General features: G+C 34.6%; 24 protein-coding genes. 1 reads left to right on the top strand and 23 read right to left on the bottom strand.

All coding sequences use genetic code 11. The annotated features are described in order from the left end of the window. Positions 1-152: 152 nt before the first annotated feature. The 18 genes from HM990_RS09065 to HM990_RS08980 all read right to left on the bottom strand — a co-directional run bounded on the left by HM990_RS09065 (position 153) and on the right by HM990_RS08980 (position 14,269). The gene (locus tag HM990_RS09065; protein WP_178988628.1) at positions 153-1,457 is read right to left on the bottom strand and encodes a cryptochrome/photolyase family protein; all 1,305 of its coding nucleotides are present in this window, start codon (positions 1,455-1,457) and stop codon (positions 153-155) included. 164 nt (positions 1,458-1,621) lie between these two features. Next, positions 1,622-2,089 (bottom strand): SRPBCC family protein, encoded by a 468-nt coding sequence (locus HM990_RS09060; RefSeq protein ID WP_178988627.1) that lies wholly within the window; start codon positions 2,087-2,089, stop codon positions 1,622-1,624. Between the two features lie 56 nt (positions 2,090-2,145). Beyond that, a complete protein-coding gene (locus HM990_RS09055) occupies positions 2,146-2,610 on the bottom strand; it encodes a TspO/MBR family protein (RefSeq protein ID WP_178988626.1) in 465 nt (154 codons plus the stop codon). 1 nt (position 2,611) lies between these two features. Next, complete coding sequence (locus HM990_RS09050; RefSeq protein WP_178988625.1) at positions 2,612-2,782, bottom strand: Lacal_2735 family protein; 171 nt, start codon at positions 2,780-2,782, stop codon at positions 2,612-2,614. A 6-nt stretch (positions 2,783-2,788) separates the two neighbouring features. Then, positions 2,789-3,328, bottom strand: coding sequence for a glutathione peroxidase (locus tag HM990_RS09045; RefSeq protein ID WP_178988624.1), 540 nt, complete (start codon positions 3,326-3,328; stop codon positions 2,789-2,791). 3 nt (positions 3,329-3,331) lie between these two features. Then, positions 3,332-4,018: an SDR family NAD(P)-dependent oxidoreductase gene (locus HM990_RS09040; protein WP_178988623.1), complete on the bottom strand. Its 687-nt coding sequence runs from the start codon at positions 4,016-4,018 to the stop codon at positions 3,332-3,334. A gap of 4 nt (positions 4,019-4,022) precedes the next feature. Next, positions 4,023-4,250 (bottom strand): hypothetical protein, encoded by a 228-nt coding sequence (locus tag HM990_RS09035; protein WP_178988622.1) that lies wholly within the window; start codon positions 4,248-4,250, stop codon positions 4,023-4,025. 3 nt (positions 4,251-4,253) lie between these two features. Beyond that, the gene (folE, locus tag HM990_RS09030) at positions 4,254-4,946 is read right to left on the bottom strand and encodes a GTP cyclohydrolase I FolE (RefSeq protein ID WP_178988621.1); all 693 of its coding nucleotides are present in this window, start codon (positions 4,944-4,946) and stop codon (positions 4,254-4,256) included. A 55-nt stretch (positions 4,947-5,001) separates the two neighbouring features. Further along, the gene (locus HM990_RS09025; RefSeq protein WP_178988620.1) at positions 5,002-5,274 is read right to left on the bottom strand and encodes a TIGR03643 family protein; all 273 of its coding nucleotides are present in this window, start codon (positions 5,272-5,274) and stop codon (positions 5,002-5,004) included. Continuing rightward, positions 5,271-5,705: a hypothetical protein gene (locus HM990_RS09020; RefSeq protein WP_178988619.1), complete on the bottom strand. Its 435-nt coding sequence runs from the start codon at positions 5,703-5,705 to the stop codon at positions 5,271-5,273. Before HM990_RS09020 ends, HM990_RS09025 begins: the two co-directional genes overlap by 4 nt. A gap of 100 nt (positions 5,706-5,805) precedes the next feature. After that, positions 5,806-7,296, bottom strand: a complete 1,491-nt coding sequence (locus tag HM990_RS09015) for a cryptochrome/deoxyribodipyrimidine photo-lyase family protein (RefSeq protein WP_178988618.1) — start codon at positions 7,294-7,296, stop codon at positions 5,806-5,808. Next, positions 7,286-8,773: a cryptochrome/photolyase family protein gene (locus tag HM990_RS09010; RefSeq protein WP_178988617.1), complete on the bottom strand. Its 1,488-nt coding sequence runs from the start codon at positions 8,771-8,773 to the stop codon at positions 7,286-7,288. Before HM990_RS09010 ends, HM990_RS09015 begins: the two co-directional genes overlap by 11 nt. Before the next feature lie 21 nt (positions 8,774-8,794). Next, entirely contained in the window at positions 8,795-10,102 is a 1,308-nt protein-coding gene (locus HM990_RS09005; protein WP_178988616.1) for a DASH family cryptochrome, read from the bottom strand. After that, a complete protein-coding gene (locus HM990_RS09000) occupies positions 10,072-10,221 on the bottom strand; it encodes a DUF2256 domain-containing protein (protein WP_178988615.1) in 150 nt (49 codons plus the stop codon). Before HM990_RS09000 ends, HM990_RS09005 begins: the two co-directional genes overlap by 31 nt. After that, positions 10,218-11,636 carry an SDR family oxidoreductase gene (locus HM990_RS08995; protein WP_178988614.1) on the bottom strand — a complete coding sequence of 473 codons (1,419 nt, stop codon included), beginning with the start codon at positions 11,634-11,636 and terminating at the stop codon, positions 10,218-10,220. The genes HM990_RS09000 and HM990_RS08995 overlap by 4 nt, the downstream gene beginning before the upstream one ends. After that, positions 11,636-12,274, bottom strand: a complete 639-nt coding sequence (locus tag HM990_RS08990; RefSeq protein WP_178988613.1) for a flavin reductase family protein — start codon at positions 12,272-12,274, stop codon at positions 11,636-11,638. Before HM990_RS08990 ends, HM990_RS08995 begins: the two co-directional genes overlap by 1 nt. Then, on the bottom strand, positions 12,275-13,585 hold the full coding sequence (locus HM990_RS08985) for an ABC1 kinase family protein (RefSeq protein ID WP_178988612.1): 1,311 nt from the start codon (positions 13,583-13,585) through the stop codon (positions 12,275-12,277). A 27-nt stretch (positions 13,586-13,612) separates the two neighbouring features. Continuing rightward, a complete protein-coding gene (locus tag HM990_RS08980) occupies positions 13,613-14,269 on the bottom strand; it encodes a TetR family transcriptional regulator C-terminal domain-containing protein (RefSeq protein ID WP_178988611.1) in 657 nt (218 codons plus the stop codon). 284 nt (positions 14,270-14,553) lie between these two features. Between HM990_RS08980 and HM990_RS08975 the strand changes: the two genes are divergently transcribed. After that, the gene (locus HM990_RS08975; protein WP_178988610.1) at positions 14,554-15,399 is read left to right on the top strand and encodes a DUF2911 domain-containing protein; all 846 of its coding nucleotides are present in this window, start codon (positions 14,554-14,556) and stop codon (positions 15,397-15,399) included. 80 nt (positions 15,400-15,479) lie between these two features. Here HM990_RS08975 and HM990_RS08970 read toward each other — a convergent pair whose 3' ends face one another. The 5 genes from HM990_RS08970 to HM990_RS08945 all read right to left on the bottom strand — a co-directional run bounded on the left by HM990_RS08970 (position 15,480) and on the right by HM990_RS08945 (position 23,316). Continuing rightward, positions 15,480-16,457: a Gfo/Idh/MocA family protein gene (locus HM990_RS08970; protein ID WP_178988609.1), complete on the bottom strand. Its 978-nt coding sequence runs from the start codon at positions 16,455-16,457 to the stop codon at positions 15,480-15,482. Continuing rightward, complete coding sequence (locus HM990_RS08965) at positions 16,457-18,271, bottom strand: sodium:solute symporter (RefSeq protein WP_178988608.1); 1,815 nt, start codon at positions 18,269-18,271, stop codon at positions 16,457-16,459. Before HM990_RS08965 ends, HM990_RS08970 begins: the two co-directional genes overlap by 1 nt. Before the next feature lie 186 nt (positions 18,272-18,457). After that, positions 18,458-20,977 (bottom strand): PIG-L family deacetylase, encoded by a 2,520-nt coding sequence (locus HM990_RS08960; protein ID WP_178988607.1) that lies wholly within the window; start codon positions 20,975-20,977, stop codon positions 18,458-18,460. A gap of 949 nt (positions 20,978-21,926) precedes the next feature. After that, positions 21,927-22,673, bottom strand: a complete 747-nt coding sequence (locus HM990_RS08950) for a YebC/PmpR family DNA-binding transcriptional regulator (protein WP_178988606.1) — start codon at positions 22,671-22,673, stop codon at positions 21,927-21,929. Positions 22,674-23,028: 355 nt separating this feature from the next. Then, positions 23,029-23,316: a 4a-hydroxytetrahydrobiopterin dehydratase gene (locus tag HM990_RS08945; RefSeq protein ID WP_178988605.1), complete on the bottom strand. Its 288-nt coding sequence runs from the start codon at positions 23,314-23,316 to the stop codon at positions 23,029-23,031. Between the last annotated feature and the right edge of the window lie 79 nt (positions 23,317-23,395).

Here is a 23,395-nt window from a genome sequence, read left to right as displayed (position 1 = left end):
AAAAAGCCCTGAGGACTACTCAAGGCTTTTAAAATTGTAAGTTGAAATGGTAATTTATCTAAGGCTTTGTAGATCTAATAGTTACTGAAGTAATTAATAGGGTTTTAATGTGAGCTGTACTTAAATTTTTTAAAAATAACTAACTCTTACTGCTAATTCAGTGCGGATTTATAAGTTTCCAAGCAGCGTTCTCTGGCTTCCTTATGGTCAACCATTTTTTCTGGATAGGCATCGGTTCCATATTCTGAAACCCATTTTTTGATGTACTTTTTGTCTTTGTCAAATTTATCAATTTGTGTTGTAGGATTAAAAATCCTGAAATAAGGCGCGGCATCTACACCACAACCAGCAACCCATTGCCAATTGCCCACATTACTTGACATTTCATAATCGTGAAGTTTTTCCGCAAAATAAGCTTCTCCCCATCGCCAGTCTATCAATAGATGCTTGCATAGAAAACTACCAACGAGCATGCGTACTCTGTTGTGCATAAATCCAGATTCGTTGAGTTGACGCATTCCAGCATCAACTAATGGATAACCGGTTTTGCCTTCGTACCACTTTTTAAATTCTTCTTCATTGTTTCGCCATTCAATCCGATCATATTTTGATTTAAAAGCTTTATCTGTAGTCTCTGGAAAGTGCCAAAGGATAGCCATAAAAAATTCACGCCAAATAAGTTCTTGCCAAAAAGTCTCGTTATTTTCAGCAATGGCTTTTTTAATCATTTTCCGAACACTAACCGTTCCAAAACGTAAATGTGGTCCTAATCTCGACGTTGATTCTTTCGCCGGAAAATTTCGGGTGTCTTCATAATTTTGAATCAAAGTTGGTGTCACCTCATAAGGTGTAATTTCTTGACTCGATTTTTCAAAACCTATATCTGATAAGCTTAAATTAGGCAGTCTACTATGTTGAATTAAATTATCTAAATACGAATTGGTATAAAATATTTCTAGATCAATAGCTTTAAAATTCTCTTTCCAAGTGCGCATATATGGTGTGTAAACTAAGTAAGGATCTCCATCTTTTTTTACAACCTCGCTTTTTTCAAAAATGACTTGGTCTTTATAAGTTTTGAATTCGATATCATGCTTTTCCAGGAGTGATTTTATTTGCTCATCCCGTTCTTTAGCATAAGGTTCGTAATCGTGATTAGTAAAAACTGTTTCAATGTCATAGTCTTTAAATAATTGTTGGAATACAGTTTCTGGCTTACCTTTAAATATGGCAATACTACTATCATGTTCGTCTTGTAATGTTTGCCTCATAGTTTGAAGCGTTTCATGAATAAACGTCACGCGAGCATCGTCTATCGGTAAGCTTTCCAGTATTTCAGTATCGAATATAAAAATAGGCATCACAGGAAAATCGCCCTTAAGCGCTTCAAAAAAACCAAGATTATCATCCAATCTTAAATCTCTTCTAAACCAGAAAATGTTTATTTTTTTACTCATTGATAGTTTTAAATTTTTCAGATTAATTGCAATTGGTAAGCTCTTTTTTAATTCCCCTTTGTCCTGCGCACATTTCCCCTAAGTGGAAATGTTGACGGTAGTCAATTTTTGGTTTTTCGTTTATTCAGTGGTTACTCTGACAACTTAATAATAAAAATAACTTTTTACCCATCATACTTCCCGAATAATTCTTCCAATTTTTTGGTTCTGTAATTAAAGATTTCTTCCAATTTTGGCTTTACTAAAATAGGGTGTACGAGTTGCCCTAGGAATCCCATAGGCACTTTATAATCGATAATATCTTCCATTTCAACTCCACCCTCAATTTCCTTTATAAAATGTTTATGATGCCAAAGTGCATAAGGTCCAAATCGTTGTTCATCTACAAAATATTGCTGGTCTTTTACGTGTGTTATTTCTGTTACCCATTTGGTTTTGATGCCTAAAACAGGTGTGACGATGTACTGAATAATTTGTCCTGGAAACATTGGTCTATCTGCACCAGAGAGAATATTAAAACCCATATAATCTGGTGTTATGGTTTTTAAATTAGCTGGACTTGAGAGAAATTCCCATGCTTGTTCAACTGAAATTGGCAAATTTTGCGTTTTATGTAGCGTGTATATTTTCATGTACGTATTATAAATTTAGAATGATGTCAAAACATGGTAGCTGAGCAAAGTCGAAGCTAATTATTGAAAACAATATAACCGTTCAACGATGTAGCAATACAAAGCCAGATTATATAAGGAAGCAGTAAATATTTTAAACTGTGGAGTTTGTCATTTCTAAAAGTGATAAAAAAATAGACAATTACCAAGGTGAGTAAAATGATATTGGCGAATCCCCAATTTATCAAATGCTGATTGAAAAACAAATAGTTCCAACTGACATTTAACAAAACAGCAACAACATAAACAGACATGACGAATTTGGAATTTCGAATTGAGAACAAATAGGTCAAATAGATTGAAAAGCAAAGCATTATAAGTGTCCAAGCGGCACCAAATACCCAACCTGGAGGCGTCCATGGTGCTTTATTTAAGCTGGTGTACCAATCGCCAGTAACAGCATCTCCCATAAACCAGTTTCCTAACGCAAGTCCACCAAAATTGATAATTAGGAACAGTATGAACAGATAGAGTTTTTTCAATTTACTGCTCTTTTAATTTTTCAATTTTATCTATTACTAATTGTGCTTCTGCATATTTTTTATCACTTTCGGCTCTATTAGTAGAGGAAAGCTTATGCCAATCTGCCATTAATTTGTCGTACTTCTTTTGAAGCTTTTCTATTTCTGAAGGTTTTTTAAACAGTCCAAACATAATTCTCTATTTTAAATATTTTGTAATTCTTGAGCTCGTAGGACTTGTGATAGAATAGTAGTAGTTTAAAAATTCACCGTTTTCATCTATTAAGTACTTCTGGAAATTCCATTTTACTTTAGAATCTTGTTTACCATTGATAAACTTCTTAGTCAGCCAAGCATATAAAGGATGTTGATTTTCTCCCTTAACTTCAATTTTCTCCGTAATTAAAAAATTAACACCATAATTCTTTTCACAAAAATCTTGAATTTCCTCAGAGCTTCCTGGCTCCTGCGTACCAAATTGGTTGCATGGCACTCCCAGAATTGCTAGCCTATTTTCGTAGGTATCCTGTAACAATTGTAAATCTCTATACTGAGGTGTAAATCCACACTTCGAAGCGACATTTACAATGAGTAATTTTTTGCCTTTAAATTGATGTAAATCTATAGGTTCTCCTGATAAGCTATTAATTTGAATATCGTAGAACGGTATTGTTGCTTTGTTCTTCACATCTTTGTCTGTTACATTAATAGTGCTGATAAAGGTTTTGAGCGGATTCATTCTTTATAATTTGAAACTCACAATACCACAATCCATTTCAAATATTTGACCGGATAAGGAGGCTGCTTTTTCTGACAATAGAAAACCTGCCATATCTGCAACTTCTTGTGGTTGTAAATATTTTTTAAGAGGGTGTCGTTCATTCATATTTTCAATCATGCGCTCATTACGCAATAACTTTGAAGCCAATTCGGTATCAGTTACCGTGGGTGCAATAGCATTAACTCTTATTGTTGGAGCCAATTCTGCACCTAAGGATTTTGTTAAACCTTCGATGGCAGATTTTGAAACTGCTACACTTGCATGATACGGCATTCCAAGTTTGGCTGCAACGGTACTAAAAAGAACAATGGACGGTTTATTGCCATTTTTTAGTGCTTTTAAATACTTCTGTATTGCTTTAACTGCTCCGATAACATTAATTTCAAAGTCATTTTTAAAATCGTCAATACTTAATCGGTCAATCGGTTTTAAGTTAATGCTTCCAGGACAATATACTAAACCGTCTGCTTCTTCAATATCAGGTAATTCTTCAGTTAGAATATCACAACTGTAATGTTTCAGATTAGGGTGCGATTCTTCCGGTGCTGTTCTACTGATATTAATAATCTCATCATAAGAAGAAAGCAAAGCTTCAACAATAGCTTTGCCAATACCTTTGCTTCCTCCAATAATAATTAATCTGCTCATATATTTAAGATGCTGTTAAGGGACGTCCTTTTAAACGTTTTTCGATTTTTTGCTTAATCAATGTTAAACGCTTCATTAAATCCATGAGTTTAGAATCTTTCTTTTCCTTATACAGTTCGTTGACCTCTAAGATGATATCTTTAGCTTCTCTTGCGGCCAAAATTCTATCACTTGTGGTCTTAAATGAAAACTTTCGGTTTTCAAATTCTATAGCTTTCTCTATTGTCTCCATAGTCTAATTATTTATATAGTTTTGCAATTCTACAATTTTTGAAGCGTCATTAAATTCGCCTCCATAATAAGTTGTTACCGTTGCAGAAGTATCGTCTTTTACGCCTCTAGATGAAACACATAAATGTTTGGCATCTATAATTACGGCAACATCTTCGGTTTCTAAAACCGTTTTAAGTTCATTGGCAATCTGGTTAGTTAATCGTTCCTGTACTTGTGGACGTTTAGCATAATATTGAACTATTCGGTTTAATTTAGAAAGTCCAATAACTTTACCAGATGATTTATAAGCTACATGTGCTTTGCCTATAATAGGCACAAAATGATGCTCACAATTAGAATAGAAAGTTATATTTTTTTCTACTAACATCTGATTGTATTGATATTTATTTTCGAACAATGCCACTTTTGGTTTGTTTTTAGGGTCTAAGCCCGAAAATATTTCTTCAATATACATTTTTGCAACACGGTCTGGTGTGCCTCTTAACGAATCATCATTTAAATCAAGACCAATAACATCCATTATTTCGGAAAATAATAACGCAATGCGTTTTTTCTTTTCCTCATTTGACATTTTGAAAGCGTTTGCTTTCATTGGTGTATCTAAATTTGTGAATAGATGATCGTCTCCAATATCTTCCGGACTAAAGCCGTTTAAATTGTGACCATTTTTTTTGGGAATCGTTTCTGTAGTCATAGAATCTTTTTAATGTGCTGTTTCTAAGTACTCCAAGCTTAAATCAAAGCACGAGTTAGCGTTTTGAAATAGAGTTATTAGTTATTGTTCTTTGTCTTGAGCATTTAAATCTGCCTTTGTCAAATGTTCTTTTTTTACTGTGTTTAGTAGCTCTTCCTTGCACACGCGCTCTCCATAATCTGAAGCTACTTGGTTTTAATTCTCTTCGCATTATAGCAATCACATCTTGCTCTTTCAAACCAAATTGAAATGTAATGGCCTCAAAAGGTGTGCGATCTTCCCATGCCATTTCTATAATACGATCAGTTTCTCTTTCTCCTAAATTCATATCAGATCTTGAGGCATTGCATACTGCATATCATATTTTACTTTTTCGTTCAAAAGCTTATCGAAGAATTTTTTGTTTTCTTTAAATGTCTTACTATTTCTGAACCGAACAAACCGACCTTGTGCATGAATACTAGAACCGCTTGTTTTATAAATTACTAATTGATAATAGGGTATAACCCAAGTAAAATTCTTTAAACCTTTGTTTATCATGACAAGTATACCCTTAGGTCGCATCTCTATATTGGCGTAATTGACATCAGACACCTTGTTCATCATCGATTTCATATTCGGACTTACATCATCAATAATCATCCGTTTAGATCCTACGCCTCCTAATTTCAATTTCTGTACCAAACTAAAGGAATTGCCAATTATATCTTTTATAATTTGCTTATGTTTAGGGTCGTGATATGTAGTTTCTAATAGCATAGTTAATCAAAGTTACAAAATGTTTAACCTTTTACATAGAAAGTTAAACAACTTTAACAGATAATTAGGATTGACAAGTTTTACTCCGTAAAGTTTTATCTCAATCGTCTTTAAGTAAGCGATTTCGTTCACTTATAGTATGTCGTTTTAGAATCCTAAAACTTTCACGTCGTACGTCCGGATCATCTTTCATATTCCATAAAATATCGCTTGCCCTTTTTCGATTTACTTTAATATCCACAATAGGTTCTGGGTAATCTTCGCCTAGCTTGAAGTTATAGAACGCCTGTTCCATCTCTGTCATAAGATAAGGTTCGTGTACAAAAATGGTATCGAGCACTTCAAGTTCTGGAACCCATTTTTTTATAAAAATAGCATCAGGATCGTACTTCAAACTATTTATTGTAGGATTGTAAATCCTTAGATTGTTTATACCTGTTTCTCCCGCTTGCATTTGCAATTGCGGAAAGTGGATGCCTGGCTCAAAATCCAAAAATTGTTGAGAAAGGTGCGTTGTTGCATCTTGCCATGGTTGCCAAAGGATATGGGTAAAAAAAGAGGCCAACATGGCGCGCATTCTAAAATTGACATAACCCGTTTGGACAAGGCAACGCATACTCGCATCCACTAAAGGAAATCCAGTTAAACCTTCTTTCCAAGCTTTTTGGTAGCTTTCTGAAATTGTTTTTTTTAGTTTATGATAGCCCTTATTAACACTTGCTTCTTCCATGGTATGTTCCATTTCAAACTTCTGAATAAAATGGGCTTGCCAGCGTAAACGTGATATAAATGCACCAATGTGCCGTATGTCCTTAGCGTTCGTTTTAAGTTCTTTGGCCTTTTGAAAGACTTGTCTTATTGATAAATTTCCCCAAGCGATGTAAGGCGAAATACGACTGCAACTATGTCTTGATGCTTCTGGTTTGGAAATATTGAGCATGTAATTTTCATGTCGAGTTTGAAAAAAGGTGTTGGCATATTTCCATCCGTTGGTACTTCCTCCTTTTTGAAAAATTGTATTTGCTGACGTTTCTAAATTAGCAACCTTAAAGACGCTTTCCAAGTCTTCAATAGCTTTATCATCCAACAATTGGTTTTCTTTGGGTTGAAAAACTTCTACTGCGCTATTCATATAGGTTTCCCAGTTTTCGAACCAATGATCTCTATTTTTCAAACCGCGTCTAACACCATTGTTTGCGTTTTCTATCCAATCGATAAAATTATTTCTGCAATAACGTGTGAATTCTTTATCCCTATTGTAAGTTACCAATAAACCTGTTTCCATATGGGAATACACCGCGTCTACGCGATAAAATTCTTGTATCTGATTAAATGCGCTGGTAACATCGCTGACGACAGCTAATATTTTTGTGTTGTATGGTTCTAATTGTGTGTTAAGGTCACGTATGGATTCTTTGATGAAATTAAAATGACGCGAGCTGTAATGTTCGTCATTGAGTAGCATATGTTCAAAGACATAGAGCAGAAGGGTAGGTTTGCCTGTTTTTAAGGCGTTCGAAATCGCTTCATTATCCTGAAGTCTTAAATCACGTTTTAACCAAACTACATTTATGTGTGTTCTATTGCTCATTATCTAAATTTTCAAAAAATGCTCGTGCCGCCTCAAAGTGCTTTTCTTTCGTTGCTGTGTCCATCTTGTCAAATGTTCCTATGAGCATCCCTAATCTTGGATTGCTCAAAAAGAAATCTCTATGTTTATCCATAAATGTCCAAAACAAACCGTCCCAAATAGGTTGCCAATCACCTTTTTTATAGTCGCTCATTTTCATAATGTAATTGCTACCGCTTATGTAGGGCTTTGTGGACATTAATCCGCCGTCCGCAAACAAACTCATACCATACACATTTGGTACCATTACCCAATCATAAGCATCAATGAATAGCTCCATAAACCATTGGTAAACCTCGTCTGGATCAAATTCGCACAACACCATAAAATTCCCTAAAAGCATCAAGCGTTCAATATGGTGGGCGTAACCCGTTTTCAATACTTTTTTAATGACATCGTCAATAGGTTGAATTCCTGTAGAGCCCTTATAAAATGAATTTGGAATTTTACGCTTGAATCCCCAAAAATTTCTATTGCGTTCTTCCGTCCCTTTAACTTCGTAAACACCTCGTATAAACTCTCGCCATCCCATTATTTGCCTTACAAATCCTTCGGTTGAGTTGATGGGAATTTCATTTTCCTTTGCATAATCAATTGCTTTGTGTATGACCTGTTCCGGTTGAAGCAAACCAACATTAATCAATGGCGACAATACGCTGTGGTTAAGTATATGTTCGTTTCGTACAATGGCATCTTCATAGATTCCAAATTCATGGAATCTGATGTTTAAAAATTGTTGAAACCAAGCTTCTGAAGTCTCAAAATCATTGGGATAAAGAGCGAACTCCGTTAACTGACCATAATGATTTTTGAAATGTTTATTGACATAAGTTTCGGCTTCTTTATGATAATCTGTTTTATCTGGAAATTGAATGTTTGGTGGTGTTTTGTCTTTCGGATATTTTTTTCTGTTTTCTGAATCATAGGTCCATTTTCCGCCTTCGGGCTCTTTCGCAACCATCAGAATATCACGTTTTTTTCGCTGCTCTTTATAAAATGACGTTTGAAAGAATTTCTTTTTATTAGGTTTAAAGAATGAACTTAAGTCTTCCTTTGTATTAATGAATAATGGATTTTCATACCATTCAATTGTTATTTCTTTAGCAACTGATTTAATATGTTTTTCAAGCCAATTGTCAGTTGGGTCTGTAATATGAAGGGTTTCAATTCCATCTTCAATAAGTGTTGGAATTAATTGTCTCACATCTGAGTGCTTTTCGATAGCTTCAATATAGTGAACAGTTTTATTTTTTGATTTTAAATACGTTTCATAGCATTTCATTGTAGCACGATGAAATGCTATTTTTTGCTTGTGGAATTTATAGTGTTTGAAAAACAGGAATTCTTCAACCAAATAAATGGCGCAGTCTGCATCTAAAATAGCTGCGTTCTTAAATAGTTGATGAGGGAAAATTATTATGATTTCTTTGTCTTTCAATTTCTTTAATAGTTTTAGCGATTAGAATAAAGTGGGTTGCAACCATAGTTTTCTGAACTTTCCGTTTTCGTCATAACGGGCAGCCTGCAATTCCACATTAAATTTGCGATCTCTGGGATCGTTACCAACTCCTGCTACATACAGCCAATTTCCATAATTACTGTGAACATCATAGTCAATTAACAAGGATTCAAAATAGGCTGCACCAATGCGCCAATCCAGTTGTAATTCTTTGGCAAAATAGGACGCTACGTTTTGGCGACCTCTATTGCTCATCCAACCGGTTTTTTTAATTTCTAACATATTGGCATTTACAAAGTCGGAATTTGTTTTTCCTTGGATCCATTTTTCAACCTGAACTTTATCGGTACTCCAATTGTAATTTTTATTCAGAATGCCGTCAATCTTAAAGATTTGATTGCCATATTTTAATGACACATATTTAAAATAGTCACGCCAAATAAGTTCGAAAATTAACCAATATGTGGATTGGTTTTTATAGTGCTCAGCTTCAAATTGTTTTACTTTCCAATAAATGGTTCTAGCAGAAATGGAGCCATTTGCTAACCATGCTGAAAATTTTGAGCTGTAGTCAGATCCAACTAATCCATTTCTTGTTTTTTTATAAAATCCTAATTTCTTAGTGCTAAAAAAGTAATCATTTAGGCGATTTAAAGCTTCGGATTCGCCTCCTTTAAAGGGAAATGCAGTGTTTGGATGGGTTTCAAAATGTTCAAACCCCAAATCTTTTAATGTTGGAATTTCAGTGGTATTCTCAATTCGATTTTCCTCAGCACATTTGTTAATTTTTAATTCTTTTCGAATGTCTATATGCTTTTCAAGTTTCTTTCTAAAAACAGTAAAAACTTGTGGTGTTTTGGCAATCTCAAAATTGATATCCTCAGGATGATATAAAAATTGATTGTAATAGGAATGAAACTCAACGTTGTCGAGTTTTGATTTTAGATGGTTCTCTACATTGACTTCCTCCTGTGTCCATTCCCTTTGAAAATATATAGAATTTATTTCAAAGTGCTCACAAATTTCTGAAATTTTAGCTTCTGGAAAATCATGATAAATCAGTAAATCAATATTTAAATTCCTAAGCTGAAATTTTAAGTTTGTAACGGTTTCGATTAAAAATTGCGCTCTATATTTTTCGGTTTTTTTAAATCCGAACCTATCGAAAGTGAATTGACGTGGATCGAAACAGTAAACAGCAATAAGTTGGTCACAATTTTTTTGAGCTTCAAATAAAACCTCATTATCAATGGTTCTTAAATCATTTCTAAACCATACTAAATTGATGTTGTCTTTTGTCTCCTGCATTTTTCACTACAATATTTTACCTTGTCCCAATCTTTTTTCCATTTCTTCCGCCATATAAAAGATCTACTACAAACTGGACAAATTTTCGTTGGAAGATTCGATTTTTTAACTGCTTTCATTTATTGACCAAAGCATTTATCATTCCGCTAAAAACAAACGCATGAAATGGTAATACGGAATACCAATACAATCGTCCCCAAACGCCTTTCGGTCTAAAAACAGCGCGTTGGTAGAGTTGGCCTTTTACAATTTTGAATTCTAACCACGCTTCGCCTGGTAAACGCATTTCTGCAAAAAGTAAAAGTCGTTTTTCATCTTTATTGGCATATAAAACCCGCCAAAAATCTAAAGCATCGCCTGCCTCTAAATAGGTGTCACTTGTTCGTCCACGTCGTAAACCAACGCCTCCAAAGAGTTTGTCCATATAACCTCTTAGTTTCCATAGTCCGTTAAAACTATACCAACCCGTTCTGCCACCAATAGCCCAAATTTTATTTAGGGTATAGGTTTCATCAGTTACTTTTCGGTGTCTTACGTCTTTAAAACAACCGTATTGTGGTATTTCAACATGCTTCGACAATTGATCTTTAAACCGTCCACTGCTTACTGCATCCTTCCAACTCGATACCACTGTGTTCTGTTCTATTCTTTGAAAGGCTAAATTCACTGCTGTTTTGTAATCCATGGGTTGGATACCAATAATTTTATTGATATCACTTGGCTTACCAATGACTTCCACTTTCATGCTATCTACTAAAGCAGAAGCCAATTGGAAGGATGTTGATGTCACAAAATATAACCAATAAGAGGATAGTTTTGGAGTTAAAACGGGTAGTGTAACAATATATCGTTTTAAGCCTCTTACCTCTGCAAATTGCAATAGCATTTGTTTGTAAGTCAATATTTCTGGTCCATAAATATCGTAAGCGTTGTTGTGCAGTTCTTGTTTTCCCAGTCCACCAGCTAAAAAATTAAGGACATCCCTAATACCGAGCGGTTGGGTTTTAGTATTCAACCATTTTGGTGTGATCATAAAGGGCAACTTTTCTACAATATCCCTTATAATTTCAAAAGAAGCACTTCCGCTACCGACGATAATTCCGGCTCTGAAAGTGGTTAACGCATAGCTATCGGATTGCAATGTGTTTTCAACCTGTAATCTCGATTTTAAGTGTTTTGAAAGCGATTCATCGTTTACAATTCCACTTAAGTAAATCACTTGTTTACAATTAGTCGACTTAACAAGATTTTTAAAATTCTGTGCGCATTGTCGCTCTAAATCTTCGAAATCATCCGAATTCGTGGACATGGAATGTATTAAGTAATACGCAGCATCAATGTCGTCGGGAATTTTATCGGGTTCAGGATCTAGAAAATCGAGTTTTATAAAAGAACAAAGCGGATTGTCTTCTATTTCATCGGGAATACGATTTAAATCACGTACACAGCAAATGAGTTCATGCTCGTCCTCGAGCAGTTGTAGTGCTAATCTTCTGGCAATATAGCCTGTTGTTCCTGTGATTAAAATTCGCATTAGTCATTGGTGTTTACAAATTCTGGTTTTGGTCTTTGGTACTCTAAACGTTCCTTTAACGCTGGTATAGCGTAGCCATCGAGTCCATTAATCGTTGCTATTTTGCCTTTGGATAAGTTCAAGAATCCATCTTTCTCCATTAGCGCATCTTCAATGTAAAGTTTTTCGATTTTCCCTATTACTAAAATTGTATTATTGGCAGCAATAGGATATTCTTCAACATATTGCATTGCTATCTGAACCGGTGAATGTTTCACAAATGGAGCAGAAAATCTATCTTTATAATCTTCTATCAGCTTTGTAACGTCGAATTCAGAAATGTGACCATCATATTTAGCGGAAGTATGATGAGCGTCCTCTAAAATAGCATTGTGAATGTGATTAATAGTGTATTCACCTGTTGCTTTAATATTATGATATGTATTTCGCATTACAGTTGTTGGTCTTAGAAAAAAGCCCAATAATGCAGGATTGGAACCCAAATGCGTCACCGAACTAAACACAGCGACATTGCTAATATCATCTTTACTTTTAGTACCTATTAAATTTGCAGATTTATAACCAGAACAGCTATTAATTAAGTTGATTCTGTACACATGGTGCATCTGATCTAAATCATCACCGCTAAATTCTGCCATCTATAGATTTATAAAATTATTGATTTTTACGTTTTGCGCTTTTAAATCGAACATTAAATTATACAATCCAAAGAAGGTTCTGTTAATATAAATAAAATGTTGTGAACCTCGATTGCCGTTCATGTTTCTTAATTCGGTGCTTTTAGAATAGCGTTGGCCCATTTCTGTAATTTGATTGAAAAATTCAGGATTTGAAAAATCAAATACTTCAGAATGCAATGGTTTTGTAAAAAGACTCAGCAGTTCATGAAACATAGCACTAAAGAATTCAATTTCTTCCTTGGAATCATCTTTTCTAAGGATTTCCAATTCATACATTTTTTCTGAGAATTTCTTAGGATCATTGATACAGTCTTTATTGGCCAATTCAAAATAAGGCACATAAAAATCTTCGGGAATGGTCTTCATACAACCAAAATCAAGTGCAATTAAATCTCCAGAATCAGAAACTAGGAAATTTCCAGGATGTGGATCCGCATGGACTTTTCTCAAATTATGAATTTGAAACATATAAAAATCCCAAAGCGCTTGACCGAGTTTGTTCGATATATCTGTGTCGGTATTATGGGCTACAAATTCCGAAAGATGTTCACCTTTCATATAATCCATAGTGATGATGCGTTCTGAAGAGTATTCCTCGTAATACGTCGGAAATTTCAAATTCGGAATATGTTGACAAGCTTCAGCCACAGTTTTGCTTTGCTCAATTTCCAATATATAATTGGTTTCTTCTGTGAGTTTATTTTCAACTTCCTTAAAATATTTATCAGAATCTTTTCCTTTAATATTAAACATTTTTATGGCAATTGGTTTTACTAAAGCCAAATCAGAAGCAATACTTTCCGCAACTCCAGGATATTGGATTTTCACAGCAAATTTTTTCCCATCCTTCTCTGCCAAGTGGACTTGACCAATACTGGCAGCATTTACTGAAGTTGCGTTGAAAGTATCAAATAGTTCTTCGGGATGTTTCCCAAAATATTTTTTAAATGTTTTTATAACTAAAGGTGGTGATAAAGGTGGCACTGAAAATTGGGATAATGAAAATTTTTCAACATACGCCTGTGGCAAAATGCTCTTCTCCATACTGAGCATTTGTGCAACTTTCAAGGCACTTCCTTTAAGTTTTTTTAAGCTATCATAAATATCCTCTGCATTATTTTCATTAAGTCTATTTTTGGCATCTTCTTTAGAATTTACCATTTTGTCGCCATAATACTTTAAGTAATTGACACCAACTTTTGCACCAGTCGAAACTAATTTAGTGGCTCGCGATATTTTAGTAATTGGAATGCTATCTATGGTTTTCATATCCGTTATACAGGTTTCAGTAATCGTTTAGTTAAAGTGCATTTTTTCTTTGTACAAAAATTTGCCAAAATCTATAATGCTTTTTATAGGTGTGGTGTCCATTAAATCAAAACCTGATTTAAGAGATTTCTCGATAAAAATATCTGTCTTTTCAAAAGAAGCAGAGGTGTCATCCAACCAAAATTTCATAGTGACCAATAATTGGAGCCAAGCGGATTCTTTTAAGGTGCGATTCTGGAACTTTTCCAATTGCTCTTGTTTCAAATCGATAGTCTCTATTCCTAATTGTCCAACGTAATTGGTAAAACTTTTCTTTAAGTGTTTTAATACTTTTAAGGATTCCATTTTATTTCTGTTAGAGTCCAGAACGTGGACAACATAACTTCTGTTTGCGGTTAGAATCTCGAAAAATGTATAATAAAAACTCAACATCTTATTTCTTGCATCAAAAGAATGATAGTCTTCACTTTTTTCTAAAGCAGCTATGGTATGATCGAAAAATATTTTGAAGATGGATTGCTCTAAAGCTTCGAAAGTACCATAAAACTCATAGAATTTTTGCTCATCAAAATTGTTGTCTTTTGCAAATGCATATACTGATTTTGGCTTATGGTTATGTGTCAGAATATAATCCATATAAAAATCTATAAGATCGGATTGTTTGATTGCTTTTTTCTTAGCCATTATTAATTATTTTTAATTATGATGGAAAGATACGAAATGTTTAACCTAAATTAATAATAGTTAAACAAAAATTAACAAGAATTTATTGGTTATAGCTGTTTTGGTTTGGCTGTACTAGTTTTAACACTACAAGTAAAGACTAATAATGCTTTCAAGTTTCACAATTGTTTTGATTTTTAAAACATATGAGGTTCGTTATCATTTTAAGTATTCCTTAACATATATGGTTTGGCTTTAGCCTTAACTTTAAACCAATAAAAACAAACACTTAAAAACTAATCATTATGAAAAAACTAGTACTATTTACATTTGCCTTCACGTTGATGCTTTCGGTAAATGCACAAATTGAAACACCACAGCCAAGTCCTGCGGCGAAGATTGAACAAGTTGTAGGTTTAACGGATGTAACGCTAGAATACTCTCGACCAAGCATGCGAGGTAGAGAAGTTTTTGGAAATTTAGTGCCCTACGATAAAATGTGGAGAGCCGGAGCTAATAAAAATACCATTATTACGTTCAGCAATCCAGTTACTGTGGGAGGGAACGAATTGAAAGCAGGTTCTTACGCTGTATTTATTAAACCTTCAGAGAAAACTTGGGATGTTTATTTTTATTCGGATACCGAAAATTGGGGAACACCACAAAATTGGGATGACTCTAAAGTTGCTGCCAAAGCCACTGTTGACGTCATGGAAATTCCTGCAAATGTTGAAACATGGACTATTAGTTTTGACGATTTAACTAATGATTCCGCTCATTTAGGTATGATGTGGGCTAACACTTATGCTGCTGTAAAATTTGAGGTTCCGACTGATAAAGCAGTAACTTCTGCTATTGAAAAAATAATGGCTGGTCCTTCAGCGAATGACTATTATGCTTCTGCTGTATATTATATGAATGCTGATAAAGATTTGGACAAAGCTAAAGAGTGGATGGACAAAGCCATGTCTATGGTAAAAGAACCAAGATTTTGGCAACTAAGACAACAGTCTTTGTTATATGCAAAAATGGGAGATACTAAAAATGCCATTGCTACTGCCAAAAAATCGCTTGCTAAAGCTGAGGAAGCAGGAAATGCTGATTATGTAAAAATGAACAAAGACTCTTTAAAAGAATGGGGAGCGAAGTAATTATTTAGAACAAAGATTGCTTCAATTCTAAAACTTAGAAATCAATACAGAAAACGCAACTCAGATGAGTTGCGTTTTTTTTATTTATAGTTTAAATCGATTAAGCTTCTGATTTCATCTAAAGTTTTAATCAGTTGTCGGCTGCTTTCAAAAGTCATAATATCACTTTCAGTTTTGCCATCTCTAAGTAATTGATTAAAATGTTCAATTTCATAACTGTAGCCAATAGTTTTATAGTCGAAATCCTTTACTTCTGTATTTCCGTTTTCATCAATTAAGGTAACCGTTGAAGGTTCATGGAAACGACCATTGATTTTTATGATGCCGTTTTCACAATAAAAAATAGCTTCTGTATTCGTTTCTTCTCGTAATGTGCTGTTTAAAATGGCTTTGGTGTTTTCATATTGAAAAACCATGTGACATTCTGAATCGGCTCCAGAATCAAAAAATTTCGCTTTAGCGTCTATAGTATTTGGTTTCCCTAAGGTTGAAAGTGCAGCAAAGACAGGATAAATTCCTATATCCAACAAGCTGCCACCTCCAACGGATTTGTCGAAAAGTCTAGAGCTTTCATCATAAGTAGGATGAAACCCAAAATCGGCTTCAAGTTTTATTATATTACCAAAGTGTTTTTTATTGAATAGATTTTCCACATATTCAAAATGTGGTAGAAAAGCCGTCCATAAGGCTTCCATCAAGAGTGTGTTGTTTGCTTTGGAAACTTCAATCATCTCATTCACTTCATCCAAATTCATAGCGAATGGCTTTTCGCACAATACCGCTTTTTTATGGTTTAGACATAATATAGTATGCGCTTTATGAAAACTATGTGGTGTTGCGATGTAAATGGCATCAATATTTGGATCTGATGCTAGTGCTTCATAGCTTCCGTAAGCGTTATTTGCATGAAATTCATTGGCGAAATCTTGAGCTTTTTCTAGACTTCTCGAAGCAATACCAAATAAATTACAATTAGAAACTGTGCTTAAATCGCTAGCAAATTTTGAAGCTATTTTACCAGCTCCAATAATTCCCCAATTAATTATTTTTGACTTCATTAAACTGTTTTTTTAGGTAATATGGGCTGCAGTATATGAGCAATAAGGATAACAAGTATGCACCCAAATAAATTCAACCATAAATAAGGCATCCATTCTAACCACCAACCAATAACCACAATAGCTTGTGTGATTAGTGCTCCGGTAAATACGGCATTTCCTTTAATATGTTTAAAGAAGAAAGCCAGTAAAAATATACCCAAAACATTGCCGTAAAAAATAGAACCTATAATATTAACGAGTTGGATTAAATTTTCTGCTAAATCTGCAAAACACGCAATAATTATAGCAACGATTCCCCAGCCCAAGGTGAACCATTTCGTCATCTTTACCATGTGGTCCTCGCCTTTATCTTCATTAAGATTTCTACCGTATAAATCCATAGATGTTATGGTAGCCAAAGCATTGATTTCTGAGGCCGTCGAAGACATGGCTGCAGATAAAATTACGGCCAATAGTAAACCAATCAATCCTATAGGAAGATGGTTTAATATAAATCGAATAAACATATAATCCCTGTCATTGGTCTGGGTATCTTTTGCAGCGTCGTTATATAAAGCATCTAGCTCGGCAAATTTCTCATTGTAAGTTTCGCTTTCTGGATTGGATTCTAAATTATTAACTTCGGCTTGAAGTTTATCATAAGCCATTGCATAATCTGGATCAATAGCTTTTTTAATCAAAAATTTAGAGCGTAAACGATAAGATTTTTCTAATATATTTAAGGCCGCTAATCGTTTTCTTGATGCATTGTCATCGCTTTCCGATTTTGCTAATTGTAAGGATACTTTGTTTTTTAAATCGAACAGTTCTGCTTGTTGTTCTTGAAGCGCTCTGTAATCGTCTCCATAATCAGAGGCTAAAACCGTCTCTGTGGATTTATCTATAAAATTTAAAGGGGAAGGGTTAAACTGATAAAACACAAAGACCATCACACCAACCAATAAAATGAAGAACTGCATGGGCACTTTAAGCATCCCGTTGAACATTAGTCCCATTTGCATTTCCTTGACAGATTTCCCAGAAAGGTAACGTTGTACTTGGCTTTGGTCTGTGCCGAAATAGGAGAGCATTAAAAACGTTCCGCCTATTAAACCGGTCCAAACGGTATATCTATTTTCCAAATCGAAAGAGAAATCCAAAACTTGCATTTTGCCGGTTGCTCCAGCAATATCAATAGCATCTTTAAAAGAAACGTCTTCAGGAATTAAGTTGATTATGATTACTAAAGCGGCCACCATTCCTGCAAAAATCACAAACATTTGTTGCTTTTGGGTGACTGTAACGGCTTTGGTGCCTCCTGAAACGGTGTAGATAATGACTAAAACACCAATGATAATATTTAAGGTCACGATGTTCCAGCCTAAAACGACGGATAGAATAATTGCAGGTGCAAAAATGGTAATTCCTGCAGCTAAACCACGTTGGATTAAAAAGAGAATAGCCGTTAAACTTCGGGTTTTGAGGTCGAATCTGTTTTCGAGAAACTCGTAAGCTGTATAAACCTTAAGCCTATGGTAAAGTGGAATAAATACCAGGCAGATGATAACCATGGCAATGGGAAGTCCAAAATAAAATTGGACAAATCCCATACCATCGGAAAATGCTTGACCTGTTGTAGAAAGGAATGTGATTGCACTGGCTTGGGTTGCCATTACAGAAAGCCCAATCGTCCACCATTGTGTGGTGTTTCCGCCTTTTATGTAATCTTCTGCATTTTTTCGACCTCTGGTTTTCCAGGTGCCATAACCAACTATTGTGGCTAAAGTAGCAATCAAAACCGTCCAATCAATCCAATCTAAAGTTTGAGGCATTATATTTTTTTATGCAAATGAGGCGGTTATAAAGTAAAACAAAACAATATAAAGTGCATTGGCGATTAAAACTGCCGTGTACATCTTATTCCATTTTTGTTTTGGTTCTTCTTGATTTTGGTGGTTCATGTTGCTAGCTTTTAGTTAGTTGTTGTTAGTTGCTTTAAGTTATTAGTGAAGAAAAAGTCAATTTTTGAATGACCGTTTATCGGCTTTTTCTGCGGATAGTAAGTTAGTAAATAATCTGAAAGCACCTGAGACTCCAGCAGGAAATTCTCTAAAAAAACTTAATCCTGTATAAATATAGTTGCCTTTTCCGTATTTGGCTACCAACAAAGCGCCTTTTTTTGAAGACTCTCCTTTGTCGTTTGAAGCTAGTAATGGCGTGAATTCTTCAGACCAATTATCTGGAAAATACAAACCACGTTCCTGTACCCAACCTTCAAAGTCAGTACTCGTAATTTTATTCGGAAAATTTAAAATCGGATGATTGGGCTCTAGGATTTTCACTTCTGCATTTTCGTCTGTAACTCGGTCTCGAGATAATTCTAAATTATAAGGCGCTAGGTTATCGACTTTGATTCCTCGACTGGTGTTGTACTGAACGATTAAATTTCCACCATCACTCACATAATCCAACAAGAATTTTTGTTTGAATTTTAAGTCATCCACGATATTATACGCTCTGATGCCAACCACAATCGCATCAAAATTTGAGAGATTTTCAGGTAAAATCTGTTCGGGTTTGATGATGGTGACCTTATAACCAATTTGTCTTAAGCTTTCAGGAACCACATCGCCTGCACCTTCGATATAACCAATATTGGTGCCTCGTTTTTCTATATCCAATCGTACCACTTTGCTTTCACTTGGCATTAAAACCGTCTGGAACGGCATATGTGCATAATCGATTTCTATAAGCTCGTCCGTATAAAATTCGCCATTAATATGAACCATGGGTGTGATTAAACCTTCACTCTGATTTTTTGGAGGAATAACGGTAAATACCACTTTTTGAATATCACCTTTATTAACAATTTCAACTTTTTGCTTTTCAGGATAGACTTCCCAATCGTTAGGGTAAGCCATTTGCACATAACCTTCAATGATATCTTTACCAGCTTTTATGGTAACTTCGATTTCTTTCTGATTATCATTTTCAAAAATATAAACTTCATCACTTAGACTGGCTGAAACCGCAGGAATGATTTCAAATGGACGGTATAATTCGCCTTTTTCGGGTTTAGAATAGCGATAGATGACTGGTTTTCTAATATCGATTGGTGTGCCTTCAATCATTAAATTAAAATCCACATAAACTGCTCTTGGTGTTTCTGGCAGACCAATCAATTCTTGGTTGTTTACGCTGTACATGCCTAAAGTACTTTGCTTGTTTAACCAATATGGTGTCGTGTAATTGCTGTTATTTGGAATTGTAATGCCTTCTTCAAAATTCAACTTTTGGTTAGATGGTAAGGCTATGTTTTTTGAAATACCGTTACTTAATGTCGAAAGTTGATAAGACACTAAATCGATGTTGGCTTCGCTTCGGTTTAAAACTTCCATATCTAGAGTGACCTCAGCATTGGGCGCGGCATTTGGGCTTTTGGCAGAAACTTCCATATACAATCCAGTGCTGGCCTCAATGATGGTTTTTATTTCATTTGTTTTTATTGTTCTCCAATGGTCATTTTTTAAGTTTTGAAGCAATTTATAGGCCTCTAAAAGTTGTGGTAAATGTGACGCAGGATTTTTAAAGTTGAAATTGTTCTCAACGGATTTCAAAATAGTTCCGATAGCATTTCCACCATCAACACGATTCCAAGAGGTGTCAATACCATAAAATATGTCGTTGTTGTCATCCAAAGGTTCGCCTTTTAAAAACTCAATATATTCTTGTTGGGAACCGCGTTGCGATAACCGCCCAAAACCTTGACTTAGATGCTGACTACTGGCCAAAGCAGCAACTTCGTTATTAGACATACCTTTGCTTGGGTAATACTCGCCAATATCAAAATTGAGCATATTACTTTTATCCAGTTTGTCAAACTCTTCTTGACTTCCGTATCTCCACCAAGAGGTGTTGTAAAATAAGCGTTTTGGTTGCCATGTCTTGATAAATTCCAATTGCGATGGATATTTTGAAGCATCATTGGCCAAATCAAAAGCTTCCATACTCAACATCGCAGAAGCCGTGTGATGGCCATGGGTTTGTCCAGCTCTTCTATGGTCAAAACGGTTGATGATAACATCTGGTTTAAATTCTCGGATGGCCCAAACGACATCTGATAATACCTCATCTTTGTTCCAAATCTCTAAAGTTTCATCAGGATGTTTTGAATACCCAAAATCGTTGGCTCTTGTAAAACGTTGTTCGCCACCATCGACACGTCTTGCGGCTAATAATTCCTGTGTTCTTATGACGCCTAAAAGTTCCCTGATTTCTGGCCCAACAAGGTTTTGGCCGCCATCGCCACGAGTTAAAGATAAATAAGCAGTACGCGCTTTAACTTCGTTGGACATGTATGAAATGAGTCGTGTATTTTCATCATCTGGATGTGCGGCAATGTAAAGAACCGAACCCAAAACATTGAGTTTTTGAACCGCTTCATAAATGTCTGAAGCATTGTATTTTTTTGGTTGTTGAGCTTGTATTGAAAGTATAGAGCTTATAAAAAGCAGAAGACAGAGTCTCATGTGATGCATGTGGAAATTAGTTAGTTGTGCTCCAAATATAGGAAAGTTGAATGTTTTTCAAATTTTTTTAGGTTTAGTTTAACGGTTGAGTTTATAGAACTTTTAATGTTAGTTTAGATTGTTTGTTGGGGATTAATTAATCTGAATGCTATTTTGTTCGCTTTATTCTTTTGTATTAGTTGAGAATTAATTTTAGTGAGTGTGAAATTTTTTGTGCTTTACTTGTTTTTTAGCACAGTACTTTGTTGTAGCACGTTTTTATTTATTCAATCGTTTTTTATCCTTTCTCTGATTAACAGAAAACTCATAATTGTAATAATACTTATTCCAACTACTAACAATCCGTATTTAAATAATCCTGTTAAAAAAAATGTTGGAAATCCACCATAGCGTCCTTTTTCCGATATTTGAACAAGTTCAGAAATGATGTTAGAATTCTCTAACAAAAAAAAGCAGGCAATACAGACTAAACTAATTATATAAAGTCTTAAAATTTTAAATTTTTTTTTATTCCGATTTAATGTCATCGTCAGTATGAAATTTTCCATCTGAACCAGCAGACGTTATTAAAATTCCTTTTCCGTTTTCCGTAATCGTAAATTCATATTCTCGATTCCAAGCGTCTTTTTTCCAATCTTGTCTTAAAGGACTATTTCCGATTAGTTTATTCAGTTCCGTTGGATATTTTCCTAAATTTTCTTTCCAATTTTACATTCTGTCGCTCATTTCCAATATTTCTTTTTTCGTTTTTTCTGGAAATACAGATTTTCTTTGATAAGTAAAAAACAGAATAGCACTTATGCTTCCAATTACTATAACAGACAGAAACATCAATGCACTTGGTTGCATAAAATATTTTTGAATCGGTCTTTTAATTCCGTCTTCTTTTTCTTTTTTAGTTATTCGCTTTTGATGTTTATAATCTTCACGAATTAAAATTTATGGGTTTTAAAAAAAGCTATTCTTCCGTTTCTTCCATAGTATGATACACATTCTGTACATCATCATCTTCCTCTAGCTTCTCCAATAATTTTTCAACATCTTCTGCCTGTTCTGGGGTAATCTTTTTGGTCACTTGAGGAATACGTTCAAAACCAGATGAAATAATTTCAATATTATGAGTTTCTAAATACGACTGAATGTTTCCGAAACTTTCAAAAGGTGCATAGATCATAATGCATTTTTGCTCGTCGCCATTTTCATCTTCATCAGTATCCTCGAAAATTTCTTCAACGCCAAAATCAATCAATTCCAGTTCCAATTCTTCCAGATCAAAATCCTTGTCTTCAATTTTAAAATTGCAGGTATGGTCAAACATAAAAACCACAGAGCCAGAGGTTCCTAAACTGCCGTCGGTTTTATTAAAATAAGATCTCACATTGGCAACCGTTCGCGTATTATTGTCAGTCGCCGTTTCTATAAGTACCGCAATGCCGTGTTGGGCATAGCCTTCAAAAACCACTTCTTTATAATCGCCTTGGCTTTTATCACTTGCACGTTTAATGGCACGCTCTACATTGTCTTTGGGCATATTTACGGCCTTGGCATTTTGTATCACTGCCCTTAAACGGGAATTACTATCAGGATCAGGACCACCTTCTTTTACGGCCATTACAATGTCTTTACCAATACGTGTAAAGGCTTTGCTCATCGCAGACCAGCGTTTCATTTTTCTTGCTTTTCTAAATTCGAAAGCTCTTCCCATTTTAAAATTTATTTTTAGTTCCCACGCAAAATGGGAATCATGTTATTGAGTACTTAAAGTGCCTTAAGTTGAATTGTTCTGAAGGCATAGCAAATTTAATAAAATATTGAAAGTGTATGAGCATGATTGATAGTAAATCTTAATCGATTAATTTTCGAAAGAAATGACTTATGAATACCAAGTAAAAAGTAACAAGAATTAAGTATAAATTGGGAAACTAAAAGAAATTACGGACACTCAAAAAATTGAGATTATAATGTTTTGAATGTTAATTGTTGTATTTAATTATTCCAAACTCCAAACACCTAGCTCCAAACTTAGTACTGCCTACTGAACACTGAATACTGAGAACTGATCACTCCTCAACCTCAACAATATCCTCAATAGCTTGTGCCAATTTAAAGTCTTTATCCGTCACACCATCGGCATCATGAGTAGATAATGAAATTTTAAGAACATTATAAACATTGCTCCAATCCGGATGATGGTTTAAAGCTTCACACTCAAAAGCAATACGGCTCATAGCACTAAAGCAATCTTTAAAATTATCGAATTCAAATTCCGCATGGATGGCATTATCATGGTATTCCCAATCTGGAAAATGCAATAATTTTTTTTCTATTGTATCGTCGTCTAATTTCATAGTTGTGTATTAAATGTAATGATTTAGTTTAAAAATAACACAAAATAACTAATTTAGGATTGAAAAGTTTCTGTTTTTC

Origin of the sequence: Winogradskyella schleiferi, assembly GCF_013394655.1 — a bacterium.
Lineage (GTDB): Bacteria > Bacteroidota > Bacteroidia > Flavobacteriales > Flavobacteriaceae > Winogradskyella > Winogradskyella schleiferi.
This window is presented reverse-complemented; position numbering and strand designations above follow the sequence as displayed.

Excerpts from the sequence above, each read along its gene's own strand:
- folE (WP_178988621.1), bottom strand. The coding sequence starts at position 4,946 with ATGACTACAGAAACGATTCCCAAAAAAAATGGTCACAATTTAAACGGC.
- HM990_RS08985 (WP_178988612.1), bottom strand. The coding sequence starts at position 13,585 with ATGAAAACCATAGATAGCATTCCAATTACTAAAATATCGCGAGCCACT.
- HM990_RS09020 (WP_178988619.1), bottom strand. The coding sequence starts at position 5,705 with ATGCTATTAGAAACTACATATCACGACCCTAAACATAAGCAAATTATA.
- HM990_RS09015 (WP_178988618.1), bottom strand. The coding sequence starts at position 7,296 with ATGAGCAATAGAACACACATAAATGTAGTTTGGTTAAAACGTGATTTA.
- HM990_RS08950 (WP_178988606.1), bottom strand. The coding sequence starts at position 22,673 with ATGGGAAGAGCTTTCGAATTTAGAAAAGCAAGAAAAATGAAACGCTGG.
- HM990_RS08965 (WP_178988608.1), bottom strand. The coding sequence starts at position 18,271 with ATGCCTCAAACTTTAGATTGGATTGATTGGACGGTTTTGATTGCTACT.
- HM990_RS08970 (WP_178988609.1), bottom strand. The coding sequence starts at position 16,457 with ATGAAGTCAAAAATAATTAATTGGGGAATTATTGGAGCTGGTAAAATA.
- HM990_RS09050 (WP_178988625.1), bottom strand. The coding sequence starts at position 2,782 with ATGTTTGGACTGTTTAAAAAACCTTCAGAAATAGAAAAGCTTCAAAAG.
- HM990_RS08975 (WP_178988610.1), top strand. The coding sequence starts at position 14,554 with ATGAAAAAACTAGTACTATTTACATTTGCCTTCACGTTGATGCTTTCG.
- HM990_RS09025 (WP_178988620.1), bottom strand. The coding sequence starts at position 5,274 with ATGAATTTAGGAGAAAGAGAAACTGATCGTATTATAGAAATGGCATGG.
- HM990_RS08945 (WP_178988605.1), bottom strand. The coding sequence starts at position 23,316 with ATGAAATTAGACGACGATACAATAGAAAAAAAATTATTGCATTTTCCA.
- HM990_RS09000 (WP_178988615.1), bottom strand. The coding sequence starts at position 10,221 with ATGAAAGCAGTTAAAAAATCGAATCTTCCAACGAAAATTTGTCCAGTT.
- HM990_RS09045 (WP_178988624.1), bottom strand. The coding sequence starts at position 3,328 with ATGAATCCGCTCAAAACCTTTATCAGCACTATTAATGTAACAGACAAA.
- HM990_RS09035 (WP_178988622.1), bottom strand. The coding sequence starts at position 4,250 with ATGGAGACAATAGAGAAAGCTATAGAATTTGAAAACCGAAAGTTTTCA.
- HM990_RS09005 (WP_178988616.1), bottom strand. The coding sequence starts at position 10,102 with ATGCAGGAGACAAAAGACAACATCAATTTAGTATGGTTTAGAAATGAT.
- HM990_RS09065 (WP_178988628.1), bottom strand. The coding sequence starts at position 1,457 with ATGAGTAAAAAAATAAACATTTTCTGGTTTAGAAGAGATTTAAGATTG.
- HM990_RS08960 (WP_178988607.1), bottom strand. The coding sequence starts at position 20,977 with ATGCATCACATGAGACTCTGTCTTCTGCTTTTTATAAGCTCTATACTT.
- HM990_RS08995 (WP_178988614.1), bottom strand. The coding sequence starts at position 11,636 with ATGCGAATTTTAATCACAGGAACAACAGGCTATATTGCCAGAAGATTA.
- HM990_RS08990 (WP_178988613.1), bottom strand. The coding sequence starts at position 12,274 with ATGGCAGAATTTAGCGGTGATGATTTAGATCAGATGCACCATGTGTAC.
- HM990_RS08980 (WP_178988611.1), bottom strand. The coding sequence starts at position 14,269 with ATGGCTAAGAAAAAAGCAATCAAACAATCCGATCTTATAGATTTTTAT.
- HM990_RS09040 (WP_178988623.1), bottom strand. The coding sequence starts at position 4,018 with ATGAGCAGATTAATTATTATTGGAGGAAGCAAAGGTATTGGCAAAGCT.
- HM990_RS09060 (WP_178988627.1), bottom strand. The coding sequence starts at position 2,089 with ATGAAAATATACACGCTACATAAAACGCAAAATTTGCCAATTTCAGTT.